Source organism: Hydrogenophaga sedimenti (assembly GCF_051857515.1).
GTDB lineage: Bacteria > Pseudomonadota > Gammaproteobacteria > Burkholderiales > Burkholderiaceae_C > Hydrogenophaga.
Window position 1 is genome coordinate 226,830 of the sequence record NZ_JBPZHA010000006.1, and the last position, 12,120, is coordinate 238,949.

A 12,120-nucleotide genomic window follows, 5' to 3' on the forward strand; every position below is an offset into this window, starting at 1 on the left:
CGATGCTGCAGCAGACCCGCCCTTCCTCCCGCCCGCCGTCGACGGTGCTGGACCTGCCGGCATTCGAGGACGGCCCGCTGTCGCAAGGCCGCGAGTTCGTCTGGTCCGACGCCGACTTCGGCCGCATCAAGGCGCTGATCTACAAGAAGGCCGGCATCAGCCTGCACGACGGCAAGCACGCCATGGTCTACAGCCGCGTCTCGCGCCGCCTGCGCGAGACCGGCCACACCAGCTTCAAGACCTACCTGGACGCGCTGGAGCAGCACGACGGTCCGGAGTGGCAGGAGTTCATCAACGCCCTGACCACCAACCTGACCGCGTTCTTCCGCGAGCAGCACCACTTCGGCGTGCTGGAGGAGCTGCTGGCCGCGAAGCGCTCGCACCACTGGCGCATCTGGTGCTCGGCCGCCTCCACCGGCGAAGAGCCCTATTCGATCGCGATGACCGCGGCCGAGACGCTGGGCGCCTCGGGCAACTTCCATCTGGTCAACAGCGACATCGACACCAAGGTGCTGGCCACGGCCGCCCGCGGCGTCTACAAGGCCGACGGCGTCAAGGGCCTGAGCGCGGAGCGCCTGCAGCGGCATTTCATGCGCGGCAAGGGCGGCAACGCCGGCCTGATGCGCGTGAAACCCGAGCTGCAGAAACACATGGAGTTCCTGACGGTCAACCTGATCCAGGAGCTGCCGTTCCGCGAACCCTTCGACATCGTGTTCTGCCGCAACGTGATGATCTATTTCGACGCCACGACCCAGCGCCAGGTGCTGGAGCGCATCCACCGGGTGATGAAGCCCGGCGGCATGCTGTTCGTCGGCCACGCCGAAAACTTCAGCGATGCGCGAAGCCTGTTCTCGCTGCGTGGAAAGACGGTCTATGAGCGCATTTGACGCCACCCCGCAGAACGGCTTCCGTTCGACCCAGCCACCGCCCCTGCCGAGCCTGTCGGGCCGGCCGGTGCCGCTGGCGGCGCCCCGCAGCCGGCTGGACACGCTCAAGACCCGTCCGGCCAAGCCGGGCGAGGCCTCGTTCTTCTACCGCGACCACCATTTCAACGTCGACACCGTCAAGGTGCTGCCCGGCGAGTACTACGTCACCACCGACGACATGATGATCATGACGGTGCTGGGCTCGTGCATCGCCGCCTGCATCTGGGACCCGCGGGTCAAGGTCGGCGGCATGAACCACTTCATGCTGCCCGAAGGCGCCGGCGACACCTCGGGCCGCTACGGTTCGTACGCGATGGAACTGCTGATCAACGAGATGATCAAGCTCGGCGCGCGCCGCGAAACCATGCAGGCCAAGGTCTTCGGCGGCGGCCAGGTGATGCACAGCTTCACCACCATGAACGTGGGCGAGCGCAACACGGCCTTCGTGCTGGACTACCTGCAGACCGAACGCATCGCCGTCATTTCCAAGGACGTGCTGGACATCCATCCGCGCAAGGTCTGCTACTTCCCGGCCACCGGCAAGGCCATGGTCAAGCGGCTGGCCCACTCGCACCCCGAAACACTGGAAACGCAGGAAGTCCGTGGCAACGCGGCGACGGTGGCGAAGACCACCTCCGGCGGCTCGGTGGACCTGTTCTGAGGGAGAAGAAAAATGGCAAAGATCCGAGTGGTGGTGGTCGACGATTCCGCGCTGGTGCGCAGCCTGCTCACCGAGATCATCAACCGGCAGCCCGACATGCAGTGCGTGGGCGCCGCGAGCGATCCGCTGGTGGCGCGCGAGATGATCCGCGAGCTCAGCCCGGACGTGATCACGCTGGACGTCGAGATGCCGCGCATGGACGGGCTGGAGTTCCTCTCGCGCCTGATGCGCCTGCGGCCGATGCCGGTCGTGATGGTGTCCACGCTGACCGAACAGGGCGCCGACATCACGCTGCGCGCGCTGGAGATGGGTGCGGTCGACTACGTCGCCAAGCCGCGCATCGGCATCACCAGCGGCCTCAACGAGCTGGCCAGCGACATCGTCGACAAGATCCGCATCGCCGCGGCCGCGCACGTCAAGCGCCTGGGCCCGGCGCCCGCGCCGGCCGCCGCCGCCGCGGCGCCGCACGGCGCGCCGCCCGCCGAAGCCCCGCGCGCGCCGCTGCCACGCATCTCGACCGAAAAGGTCATCTGCATCGGCGCCTCCACCGGCGGCACCGAGGCGATCCGCGAGGTGCTCATGCCCATGCCGGCCGACTCGCCGGCGATCGTGATCACCCAGCACATGCCGCCGGGCTTCACCACCAGCTTCGCCGCCCGGCTCGACTCGCTGTGCAAGATCCGCGTCGAAGAAGCGCGGCACGGCCAGCGCATCCTGCCCGGCCACGCCTACATCGCCCCCGGCGGCCACCACCTGCGCATCGACCGCAGCGGCTCCAACTACGTCGCCGTGGTCGAAGACACCGAGCCGGTCAACCGGCACCGGCCTTCGGTCGAGGTGCTGTTCCGCTCCGCCGCGCGCGTGCTCGGCCCCAATGCGCTGGGCATCATGCTCACCGGCATGGGCGGCGACGGCGCGCAGGCGATGCGCGAAATGAAGGACGCCGGCAGCTACAACTATGTGCAGGACGAGGCCAGCTGCGTCGTCTTCGGCATGCCGCGCATGGCCATCCAGGCCGGCGCCGCCCACGAAATCCTCCCCCTCACCCAGATTGCTTCGGCCCTGCTCAACCGCCTGGCCAGCAACCCTGCCCTGGTGCGGCACCGCATCTGAGGCCATTTTCAAACCAGTGTTCTTCCACGGAGTCGTTGTCCCATGAATACCCGCCGTCTTTTCCATGTCAGCGCCCTGCTCTGCGCGCTGTCGCTCTCCGGTGCCGCCCTGGCCCTGGATGCGCCCAAGGAGCGTCCCATCCTGGCCGTCAGCGGCAAGATCGCCGAGAAGAACGCCGGCGACGTGGCCCGTTTCGACATGAAGATGATCGAAGCCCTGCCCCAGCACAGCTTCACCACCGCGACGCCCTGGTTCGACAAGCCGGTGAAGTTCACCGGCCCGCTGCTGTCGGACGTGCTCGCCGCCGTCAAGGCCAGCGGCAGCACGATCAGCGCCGTCGCCATCAACGACTACAAGATCAGCATCCCCGCCGGCGACGCCACCAAGTACAAGGTCATCGTGGCGCGCCAGATCGACGACAAGCCGATCCCCGTGCGTGAGAAGGGCCCGCTGTTCGTGGTCTATCCGTTCGACAGCAGCGCCGAACTGCGCACCTCGACCTACTACGAACGCTCGATCTGGCAACTCAAGGCACTGGAGATCCAATGACGTTCGCATTGCCGAATCTGGCCCGCTGGCAAGGTCGGCAATGGGCCATTGCGCTTTCCGCCTTTCTGGTCGTGACCCTGACGCCACTGGGCTGGATCCAGTGGCGCCAGTACAAGCTGCTGGAGGCCGCCTCGAACAACCAGGTCGACTCGATCATGTGGCAGGCCTACCAGCTCGAGCGGGAGCTCGGCCGGCTGGAGCATGCGCTCATGGAGGCGCAGAAGGCCTCCACACCGGTGGACGGCTTCGAGCTGTTCGAACGCTATGAGGTCTATCTCAGCCGCATCGATCTGTTGACCAAGATCCCGCGCCGCGACCTGCTCGAAAAGTCGTTCGAGTACACGAACGCGATGGGCAAGCTCAAGGAATTCAACACGCTGGGCGACCAGCTGTTTGCCGATCCCCAGGCCCTGGCGGCCAGCAAGGAGCTGCTGGCCAGACTCGACGACGCCGTGGAGCCACTCAAGCCCGTGCTGGGCGAACTCACCCGCGAGGCCAACCGCGCCGTCGCCCGCTACGTCGACGAACGCAACGGCCAGCTGCAGCAGCAGGGCCTGCTGGTCATCGGCCTGGCGGCCGCCCAGATCGTGGTGATGCTGATCTTCGTGGGCCTGCTGGTGCGACACATCCGCGAGCAGCAGCGCCAGTACGCGCGGCTGCAGAAGCTCAGCCGCGACCTCGCCGACGCCCGCGACCAGGCCGAGGCCGCCAACCACGGCAAGAGCATCTTCCTGGCCAACATGAGCCACGAAATCCGCACCCCGTTCCAGGGCCTGCTGGGCATGCTCAACCTGCTGGACAACGCCTCGCTGTCCAGCCAGCAGCGCGACTATCTCGGCACGGCACGCGACTCCGCGATGCACCTGCTGGGCGTGCTCAACGACATCCTCGACGTCTCGACCATGGAGTCGGGCACGCTCAAGCTCTCGGTGGCGCCGATCCACCTGCCCGGCGTGGTGCACGAAGTCGACGGCCTGATGCAGGTCTCGGCGCGCGACAAGGGCCTGGAGCTGAACATCTATGCCGCGGCCGATCTGCCGCAGTGGGTCGAGGCCGACGCGACGCGTCTGCGCCAGATCATGTTCAACCTGATCAACAACGCGATCAAGTTCACCAGCGAAGGCAGCGTGATCGCCGAGCTGACGCGCGCGCCGGCCGGGCAGTCTGGCGTGGTGCTGACAGTGCGCGACACCGGCATGGGCATGGACGAGGAAACCGTCAACCGCCTGTTCACCCGCTTCTACCAGGCCGACAACTCGCTGCGCCGGCGCATCGGCGGCACCGGCCTGGGTCTGGAGATCTCGCGCAACCTGGCGCGCATGATGGGTGGCGACATCGAGGTGTCCAGCCAGCTGGGCGTTGGTTCGGTGTTCACCGTGCGGCTGGACCTGCCGGAAACCAAGGCCCCGGTTGACGAGCCGCCGACCTCGGTGCTCTCGACGCTGACGCGCAAGCTGCGCGTGCTGGTCGCCGAAGACCACCCGATCAACCTCAAGTACATGGCGATCCTGCTGGAGAAGATGGGCCACGAGGCGGTCTTCTGCGAAAACGGGCAGGAAGCGCTGGAGCTGCTGGCCCGCGACAGCTACGACGTGGTGCTGCTGGACTACCACATGCCGATCCTGGACGGCCTGGCCACCACCGAAGCGATCCGCCGGCTCGACGGCCCGGTGTCGCAGATCAAGGTGATCCTGGTCACGGCGGATGTGGTCAACGACACGCGCAAGCGGGCGACCGAGGTGGGCGTCAACGAGTTCACCAGCAAGCCCCTGCAGGCCGACGACCTGAAGCGCGCGCTGCGGCGCTGCGGCCTGCTCGAGGACCCCGGCCTCACGGTCGAGGAGATCGATCCCGCGACCCTGCGGGGCACCAGCCCGTTCCCGCTGTCGTCGTACGAGGCGCCGGTGCGCATGCCCGACCTGAGCCACGCGTCGGTCGGCCTGATCGACAGCGAGTCGTACCGCGAGATCCTGGACATGATGCCGGAGGAGTCGCTCGACGAACTGCTCAAGACCCTGTTCGAACCGCCGGAAGGCACGGTGCACGTGCTGGCCCAGGCCATGCTCGACCAGGACCGCGCGGCGACCGGCTACAACGCCCACAAGCTCAAGGGCACCGCCATGCTGATGGGGTTCCGGGCGCTGGTGAAGACCTCGGCCCAGATCGAGCACATCGCCACGCAGACCGAGGACCCGGTGTCGCCCGAGCTGGGTCAGCAGCTGCTGCGCGAGGCCGACCTGACGCAGAAGGCCCTGCAGCACTTCGAGATGCGCCAGGCCGCCTGAGGCTTCTTCCCGCCCAAACAGAAAAGGCAGGTCTCTCGACCTGCCTTTTCTGTTTGGGCGCGTGCCGGGCGCCCCGGCCCGGCGCCGGTCACACCCGCTGGCTGATCAGGCTGCCCGCTTCCACCGGTTCCCAGCTGCCGGTGCCCTGTTCGGTGTAGGCCGTGGGTTCCAGTTCGCGACGCAGGGCGGCCGGGATCGGTTCGATGCCGGGCAGTTCGGCCTGGGCCACCGCCGAAGGCGGCAAGGACTTCACCGGGGCCACTGCATCGGCACCGGCCACCGCGGCCAGGGCACTGGCCTGGGACAGGTCGCTCACCGCGAGCTTGCCGTCGGCCGCTTCGCGGCCCAGGACCACATCGACCACCGCCGCGCTGGCCTTCCACACAGAGGCCAGCACTTCCTTGAGCTGCACCTTCTGCTCGGCCTTTTCGCGCGCCTTCTGTTCTTCTTCCAGACGCTGCTCGGTCTGGGCCTTGTTCTCGGCCGCCCTGTCGGCCACCGACGGCGACTCGCTCTCGCCCTGGCTGCGCGGCAGCAGGGGCGCAGGCTGTGCGGCTGGCGCGCCGGCGGCGTCGGCGGCGTCAGACGAGGTCCGGCCGAGCCACGGCGCGGACACACCCTGCGGCTTCTGGCCCTGCCGGCCGGAGTCGGTCTGGGTGTCCCTGGACGAAGACGCCGCCGGACCCACCGCGGGCACGGCCTGTACGGATGCCGTCGGCATCGACGGCGGAGCGGGCCAGCCCACCGGCTGGCTGGAACTGATGTTCAGCATGGTTAACCCCTCTTTCGGGTTGGGCGGAAGTGACTTTTCCGCTGTTCCCTAGGGTTTTCGGCCAGCTAAACCGGAACTTGAGGGGGTTTCACCCCCCATTTCACATTCAAGTGGGGGCAAATTCCTTTTCGTGCATCCAGGCGGCGTGCTTGGGTGCGCGCTTGGTCTTCGACCACTCGTTGAGCATGTCCCACTTCACCTCGTCGAGCTTCTTCATCATCTCGGGCGTGGCGGTGTTGGCCGCCAGTTCCAGGCGGTGGCCGTTGGGGTCGAAGAAGTAGATCGACTTGAAGATGGTGTGGTCGGTCACGCCCACCACCGGCACGCCGGCCGCTTCCAGCCGCGCCTTGGTCGCTTCCAGCTCGGCCACGGTGTCGACCTCCAGCGCGATGTGCTGCACCCACTCGGGGGTGTTGGGGTCGCGGCCCATCTCGGGTGCGTTGGGCAGCTCGAAGAAGGCCAGGATGTTGCCGCCGCCGGCGTCCATGAACAAATGCATGTAGGGGTCGGGCGCGTGGGTCGAGGGCACCTGGTCTTCGGCGATGGCGAGCACGAAGTTCATGCCCAGGTGCTTCTGGTACCACTCGACGGTGGTCTTGGCGTCCTTGCAGCGGTAGGCGACGTGGTGGATCTTGCGGATGTTCATGGGGGGTCTCCTTCGGGGGTTCCGGTGTCGGGGTGGGTGTCAGACGCCTTCGCGGGCGATCGCCAGGGCCTGTCTGAGGGCCGAGATGTCGCCGACCTGGTTGGCCAGCAGCAGGATCAGCTTGGCGTTCAGCATCTGGCTCTGCGCGTCGCTGAGGTCGCGGTGGGTCTCGATCAGCGCTTCGTAGAAGTCGTCGCCGGGCGTGAAGTCGCGGAAGTAGCGCTGGCCGGGTTCGGCGAGGTTGGGTTGCAGTTGCAGGCTCATGGATATCTCCTCGGAGGGGTTCAGGCGGCGACGGGTTCGGCTTGCACGGCCGCGACCGGCTGGCTCTGCCCGGTGGCACGGGCCAGCGCGGCGCGCACGGCAGCCAGGTCGGCGCGGCGCCAGCGCGCGGCCACGTGCTGGTCCGGGCGGACCAGGTAGCTGGTGCCGGGGCGGGCGTCGTAGCGCTGGGCGAACAGGCCGTCGCGGTCCTGCAGCACCGAGAAACCGACGGCCGTGCCGCCGTGCGGCGTCACCAGCACCGTCTCGACCGGCACCGGGCCGGCGGCCAGCGCCGTGGCCTGGGCGCGCAACGACGGCTCCAGCTGGCCCGGATCGTCCACGAAGGCCAGCAGCAGAAAGCGGTTGCCCAGCTGGTCGAGCAGCCAGGCGTCGCTGCCGCCCACACGCACCGGCGCGTCGTCCATCGGCGCGCCGGGGACCATGTTGCCCTCGAAAGCGTCCACATCCGCCGTGTTAAGCGCCGAGTGCACGAGGAAGGCGGGCACCGACAGGCGGCCGGAGTTGACCAGCTTGCGCGCAAACGGCTGGGTGCGCGCCAGTTCCAGCGCCGCGTTGCGGAACAGCTTGCTGACCGCGCTCTTGGGCGTGATGAAGTCGGTGGAGCGGGTCGAGTTGCGGATGTTCTCGTCGGCCGCGTAGGTGCGGTCGGCGTCGTAGCTGTCCAGCAGCGCCTCGGGCGCCTGACCCTTCATCACCAGCGCCAGCTTCCACAGCAGGTCGTCGGTGTCCTGGAAGCCGGAGTTGGCGCCGCGCGCGCCGAACGGCGAGACCTGGTGCGCCGCGTCGCCCACGAACAGCAGGCGGCCGTGGCGGAAGTTCTTCATGCGCCTGCACTGGAAGGTGTAGATGCTGGCCCACTCCAGCGAGAACTCGCGTTCGTCACCCAGCATGGCCTTGACGCGCGGGAGGATCTTCTCGGGCTTCTTCTCTTCTTCCGGGTCGGCGTCCCAGCCAAGCTGGAAGTCGATGCGCCAGACGTTGTCGCTCTGCTTGTGCAGCAGCACCGACTGGTTGGGGTGGAACGGCGGATCGAACCAGAACCAGCGCTCGGCCGGGTAGTCGGCCTTCATGACCACGTCGGCGATCAGGAAGCGGTCCTTGAACACGTGGCCTTCGATGTCCAGGCCGAGCTGGCGCCGCACGTTGGAGCGCGCGCCGTCGGCCACGATCAGCCAGTCGGCGTCGATCTCGAAGGCGCCGTCGGGCGTTTCCACCGACACCCGCGCACCATCGTCCAGCGGCGTCACGCCCGCCACCTTGTATTTCCAGCGCAGGTCCACGCCGAGCGCTTCGGCGCGGTGCACCAGCGCCTCTTCGAGGTGGTACTGCTGCAGGTTGATCATGCCGGGGCGCTTGTGGCCGGCGTCGGGCACGAGGTTGAAGCGGTAGACCTCTTCTTCCTTCATGAAGGTGCGGCCGACGTTCCAGCTCACGCCTTTGTCGACGATGGTGTCGCCGACGCCCAGGCGGTCGAGGATTTCGAGTGCGCGCTTGGCGTAGCAGACGGCGCGCGAGCCGAAGGAGACGCTGTCTTCTTCGTCGAACAGCAGCACGTCCAGGCCCTGCAGGCGGGCGTCGATGGCGGCAGCGAGGCCGACCGGGCCGGCGCCGATGACGATCAGGGGTTTGCGCTGGGGCGCGCCGGCGATGAGGTCGGCGGGGCCGCGGTAGGGGAAGGTGGGGTAGGTGTAGGTGCCCATCGAGGTCTGTCTCCTGCGTGGTCTGCACCGGCGTGTTCTGGTCCGCCGGCCGGTTTTTGGTCCGGGCGTACTGTAGCTCAGAATTTCTTATTGGTAAATACGTTTCTCTAAACGTAATTCTCTTATTGCCTGCCGTAGCGGCTTTCTTGGCGTTTCTCGGCTACACCTTCGCTGGCTCGAAAGGGCTTGGCACCCTGCGCCGCTCATGTCCCCCGACGGCCTTCGGCCGTCTCCTCCTTTACTTCGCTCTGCAGGGTGCCAAGCCCTTTCGAGCAGAGATCTGTTTGCATACCAACGGTGGTTCGCCAACAGTTGTACGTGCGCCATCGGCGCCGGGTGATCACGCAGCGAAGTAAAGGAGGAGGACCGGCGCAGCCGGTCCGGGGGACATGAGCGGAGTGGTCACCCGGCGCCGATGGCGCAAGGAGGGGGAGTCAACAACGCAACGAACGCAGAAAAGCAGCCAGAGAAAAACCGGTCACTCGTCCTCAGACAGAGAAACCGCCTCCCGCACCACCGTCACTGGCACCGGCGCGTGGTCCACCAGATGCTGCGTCACCGAGCCCAGCAAGGCCGCGCGCAAACCACCACCGGTGCCCGCCGCCATGATCACCACATGACAGCCATGGGTCTCCACCAGATCGATCAGCGTGTTCGCCGGATCGCCCGTCGCCACCACCTGCTCGACCTTCTGCCCGGCCGCCTCCAGCAAGGCCACCGCCGGCCGCAGCAGGTCGTGCCCCGCCTCGGCATTCACCTTCTCCAGCACCGCCGGATCGTGCGCGACCACCATCTCGTACAGCGTCGCCGTTTCCTGCACGTTCGCGACCACGAAGTGCGCCCTCAGCCCCGAGTGCACCAGGCGCATCGCGTGGTTCACCGCCAGCAGCGCGTGGGAAGAGCCATCGACCGGGATCAGGATGTTCAGCATGGTGCGTTCCTCCGTCGGATGAGACACACTGACAATGCATCAGCGCGTGGATTCATGATGCCACGCAAGTCCTTCGCACACCATGACCTCACTCAATCCACACCCCGATGTCATCGTCATCGGTGCCGGGATCGCCGGCGCCTCCGTCGCCTGGTGGCTCGCGCCGCACGCCCGCGTGCTGCTGCTCGAGGCCGAGAGCCAGCCCGGTTACCACTCGACCGGCCGCTCGGCCGCGCTCTACATGGCCAGCTACGGCTCGGCCCAGGTCCGCGCCCTCACCCGCGCCAGCCTCGCCTTCTACACATCGCCGCCGCCCGGTTTCAGCGAACACCCGCTGCTTTCGCCGCGCGGCGCCATGATGGTCGCCACCCCGGAGCAGCTGCCCGAGCTCGAAGCCCACTGGGCCATGCTGGCGCCGATCAATCCCCTGGCACAACGGCTCTCCGGTGCCGAAGCGGTCGCGCGGGTCCCGGTGCTGCGGCCGGAATGCGTGGCCGGCGGGGTGTACGAGCCCGATGCGGCCGACATGGATGTGCACGCCATCCACCAGGGCTTCCTGCGCGGCGTGCGGCGACACGGTGGCGAGCTGGTCTGCGATGCATCGGTGACCGCGCTGCGGCGCCAGGCCGGCGTGTGGGAGCTGCGCGCCGGTGAACGGCGGTGGCAGGCCCCCGTGGTCATCAACGCCGCCGGCGCCTGGGCCGAAGACGTGGGCCGGCTGGCCGGTGCACAGGCCATCGGCCTCGTGCCCAAGCGCCGTTCGGCCTTCGTGTTTCAGCCGCCCGCGGGCCTGTCGACCGCCGGCTGGCCGCTGGTGTTCGGCGCGGCCGAGGACTGGTACATCAAGCCCGACGCCGGGGTGCTGCTGGGTTCGCCCGCCAACGCCGATCCGGTGCCGCCACAGGACGTGCAGCCGGAGGAGCTGGACATCGCGATGGCGATCCACCGCATCGGCGAGATGACCACGCTGCAGGTGCCGCGCCCGATCCGCACCTGGGCCGGGCTGCGCTCCTTCGTCGCCGACGGTGGTCTGGTCGGGGGCTTCGACACCCAGGCCGAGGGGTTCTTCTGGCTCGCCGGCCAGGGTGGCTACGGCATCCAGACCGCCCCCGCGATGGGCGAAGCCTGCGCCGCCCTGGTCCTCGGGCAGGCCCTGCCTGGCCACATCGCCGCCCAAGGCGTGACCGCGGACGGGCTCGGGCCTGCGCGCCAGTCGCTGCGCCTCTCCTGAAGCACAAAGTCTCAAGCTGCAACCTCGGGTGACGATAAACCTGTCAACCCTGACAGTGGCAGACATCCCTCTTTGTGATGTGATGCACTGGCATTTCCGACTCTCCACACCAGACCATGGACAACCAGACTCCGGAACTGTTCCCCGCATCGGCTTGGGGGTGTCTGCCCCAGGCAGTGGCGCGGCCGGCGGCGCTGTCCGCGCGGGAACCTGACAGCGCAGGCCCCGGCACAGCCACGGCCACCCCCGAGCCCCCCACCTTCGTCGAGACGCTGGGCTTTCCGCGCGACACACCGCCCCGGCTGCTGGCCCGGGTGCTGGAAGACATCCACGCCACCGCCCCCGGCCGGCGCGTCGACCGGCTGTACACGCCCGGCGTGCTCAGCCGCCTGTTCAGCCAGTCGGCCGCACAAGCCTCCTACGCGATGGCCGTCCTGTCGATCGTCGAATCGCGCCACTACACCACGACGCTGGAGCGGCTGCGCGGCGCCTGACGCCGCCGCGTAAGATCGCGGCTCCCTCCCGCCGCCGCCCCGCTCCCGTGAACACGGAATCCCAGACCATCCCGTCGCTGCAGGCCGAACCCGGCCACCTGATCCGCCGCGCCCACCAGCTGGCGGTCTCGGTGTTCCACGACACCCACGGGCGCCAGGTCACGCCGGTGCAGTACGCGGTGCTGCGCGCGCTGCAGGACGCGCCGGGCATCGACCAGGTGACGCTGGCCGACAAGGTGGCACTGGACACCTCGACCACGGCCGACATCGCCACCCGCCTGGAAACCAAGGGCTGGATCGTGCGCGAACTGCTGCCCCGCCGGCAACGCGCCCTGCGGCTGACGGCAGAAGGCGACGCGGTGCTGGCCGAGATGCTGCCGCGCGTGCGCCCGATGTATGCGCGGTTGCTGGACGGTCTGGCGCCGCAGGAGCGCGACGAGTTCCTGCGCCTGCTGGGCAAATTCGTGAACCTCCACCAGGCCAGCCCCGGCGAACCCGAACCCCCGGGAAAACCCGAATCCTGAACG

The 12,120-nt window shown here is 68.0% G+C and carries 13 protein-coding genes; 8 read left to right on the plus strand and 5 right to left on the minus strand.

Annotated features, from left to right (window positions below; translation table 11 throughout):
• The first annotated feature begins 2 nt into the window (after positions 1–2).
• Genes ACS5NL_RS12260 through ACS5NL_RS12280 form a run of 5 tightly spaced genes read left to right on the plus strand, consistent with a single transcriptional unit; the run spans position 3 to position 5,534 of the window.
• Complete coding sequence (locus tag ACS5NL_RS12260; RefSeq protein ID WP_439354103.1) at positions 3–887, plus strand: CheR family methyltransferase; 885 nt, start codon at positions 3–5, stop codon at positions 885–887.
• Positions 874–1,587 carry a chemoreceptor glutamine deamidase CheD gene (gene cheD / locus ACS5NL_RS12265; RefSeq protein WP_439354104.1) on the plus strand — a complete coding sequence of 238 codons (714 nt, stop codon included), beginning with the start codon at positions 874–876 and terminating at the stop codon, positions 1,585–1,587. Before ACS5NL_RS12260 ends, cheD begins: the two co-directional genes overlap by 14 nt.
• A gap of 12 nt (positions 1,588–1,599) precedes the next feature.
• The gene (locus ACS5NL_RS12270; protein WP_439354105.1) at positions 1,600–2,700 is read left to right on the plus strand and encodes a protein-glutamate methylesterase/protein-glutamine glutaminase; all 1,101 of its coding nucleotides are present in this window, start codon (positions 1,600–1,602) and stop codon (positions 2,698–2,700) included.
• Positions 2,701–2,742: 42 nt separating this feature from the next.
• On the plus strand, positions 2,743–3,249 hold the full coding sequence (locus tag ACS5NL_RS12275) for a putative pterin-binding protein (RefSeq protein WP_439354106.1): 507 nt from the start codon (positions 2,743–2,745) through the stop codon (positions 3,247–3,249).
• Positions 3,246–5,534, plus strand: coding sequence for an ATP-binding protein (locus ACS5NL_RS12280; RefSeq protein ID WP_439354107.1), 2,289 nt, complete (start codon positions 3,246–3,248; stop codon positions 5,532–5,534). Before ACS5NL_RS12275 ends, ACS5NL_RS12280 begins: the two co-directional genes overlap by 4 nt.
• 88 nt (positions 5,535–5,622) lie before the next feature.
• On the opposite strand, the gene ACS5NL_RS12285 is transcribed toward ACS5NL_RS12280, so the two are convergent.
• The 5 genes from ACS5NL_RS12285 to ACS5NL_RS12305 form a co-directional block, all read right to left on the minus strand.
• Complete coding sequence (locus tag ACS5NL_RS12285) at positions 5,623–6,306, minus strand: hypothetical protein (protein WP_439354108.1); 684 nt, start codon at positions 6,304–6,306, stop codon at positions 5,623–5,625.
• A gap of 106 nt (positions 6,307–6,412) precedes the next feature.
• Positions 6,413–6,952, minus strand: coding sequence for a VOC family protein (locus tag ACS5NL_RS12290; protein WP_439354109.1), 540 nt, complete (start codon positions 6,950–6,952; stop codon positions 6,413–6,415).
• Between the two features lie 39 nt (positions 6,953–6,991).
• A complete protein-coding gene (locus tag ACS5NL_RS12295) occupies positions 6,992–7,216 on the minus strand; it encodes a DUF2783 domain-containing protein (RefSeq protein WP_439354110.1) in 225 nt (74 codons plus the stop codon).
• A gap of 20 nt (positions 7,217–7,236) precedes the next feature.
• The gene (locus ACS5NL_RS12300; protein WP_439354111.1) at positions 7,237–8,937 is read right to left on the minus strand and encodes an FAD-dependent oxidoreductase; all 1,701 of its coding nucleotides are present in this window, start codon (positions 8,935–8,937) and stop codon (positions 7,237–7,239) included.
• A 478-nt stretch (positions 8,938–9,415) separates the two neighbouring features.
• On the minus strand, positions 9,416–9,868 hold the full coding sequence (locus tag ACS5NL_RS12305) for a universal stress protein (RefSeq protein ID WP_439354112.1): 453 nt from the start codon (positions 9,866–9,868) through the stop codon (positions 9,416–9,418).
• An 82-nt stretch (positions 9,869–9,950) separates the two neighbouring features.
• Between ACS5NL_RS12305 and ACS5NL_RS12310 the strand changes: the two genes are divergently transcribed.
• The 3 genes from ACS5NL_RS12310 to ACS5NL_RS12320 all read left to right on the plus strand — a co-directional run bounded on the left by ACS5NL_RS12310 (position 9,951) and on the right by ACS5NL_RS12320 (position 12,117).
• Positions 9,951–11,099, plus strand: a complete 1,149-nt coding sequence (locus tag ACS5NL_RS12310; RefSeq protein WP_439354113.1) for an NAD(P)/FAD-dependent oxidoreductase — start codon at positions 9,951–9,953, stop codon at positions 11,097–11,099.
• 116 nt (positions 11,100–11,215) lie between these two features.
• Positions 11,216–11,593 (plus strand): hypothetical protein, encoded by a 378-nt coding sequence (locus ACS5NL_RS12315; RefSeq protein WP_439354114.1) that lies wholly within the window; start codon positions 11,216–11,218, stop codon positions 11,591–11,593.
• A 47-nt stretch (positions 11,594–11,640) separates the two neighbouring features.
• Complete coding sequence (locus tag ACS5NL_RS12320; RefSeq protein WP_439354115.1) at positions 11,641–12,117, plus strand: MarR family winged helix-turn-helix transcriptional regulator; 477 nt, start codon at positions 11,641–11,643, stop codon at positions 12,115–12,117.
• The last annotated feature ends 3 nt before the right edge of the window (positions 12,118–12,120 follow it).

What these genes read in the sequence shown, in the direction of transcription:
- ACS5NL_RS12260 (WP_439354103.1), top strand. Translation starts at nt 3, where the DNA reads ATGCTGCAGCAGACCCGCCCTTCCTCCCGCCCGCCGTCGACGGTGCTG.
- cheD (WP_439354104.1), top strand. Translation starts at nt 874, where the DNA reads ATGAGCGCATTTGACGCCACCCCGCAGAACGGCTTCCGTTCGACCCAG.
- ACS5NL_RS12270 (WP_439354105.1), top strand. Translation starts at nt 1,600, where the DNA reads ATGGCAAAGATCCGAGTGGTGGTGGTCGACGATTCCGCGCTGGTGCGC.
- ACS5NL_RS12275 (WP_439354106.1), top strand. Translation starts at nt 2,743, where the DNA reads ATGAATACCCGCCGTCTTTTCCATGTCAGCGCCCTGCTCTGCGCGCTG.
- ACS5NL_RS12280 (WP_439354107.1), top strand. Translation starts at nt 3,246, where the DNA reads ATGACGTTCGCATTGCCGAATCTGGCCCGCTGGCAAGGTCGGCAATGG.
- ACS5NL_RS12285 (WP_439354108.1), bottom strand. Translation starts at nt 6,306, where the DNA reads ATGCTGAACATCAGTTCCAGCCAGCCGGTGGGCTGGCCCGCTCCGCCG.
- ACS5NL_RS12290 (WP_439354109.1), bottom strand. Translation starts at nt 6,952, where the DNA reads ATGAACATCCGCAAGATCCACCACGTCGCCTACCGCTGCAAGGACGCC.
- ACS5NL_RS12295 (WP_439354110.1), bottom strand. Translation starts at nt 7,216, where the DNA reads ATGAGCCTGCAACTGCAACCCAACCTCGCCGAACCCGGCCAGCGCTAC.
- ACS5NL_RS12300 (WP_439354111.1), bottom strand. Translation starts at nt 8,937, where the DNA reads ATGGGCACCTACACCTACCCCACCTTCCCCTACCGCGGCCCCGCCGAC.
- ACS5NL_RS12305 (WP_439354112.1), bottom strand. Translation starts at nt 9,868, where the DNA reads ATGCTGAACATCCTGATCCCGGTCGATGGCTCTTCCCACGCGCTGCTG.
- ACS5NL_RS12310 (WP_439354113.1), top strand. Translation starts at nt 9,951, where the DNA reads ATGACCTCACTCAATCCACACCCCGATGTCATCGTCATCGGTGCCGGG.
- ACS5NL_RS12315 (WP_439354114.1), top strand. Translation starts at nt 11,216, where the DNA reads ATGGACAACCAGACTCCGGAACTGTTCCCCGCATCGGCTTGGGGGTGT.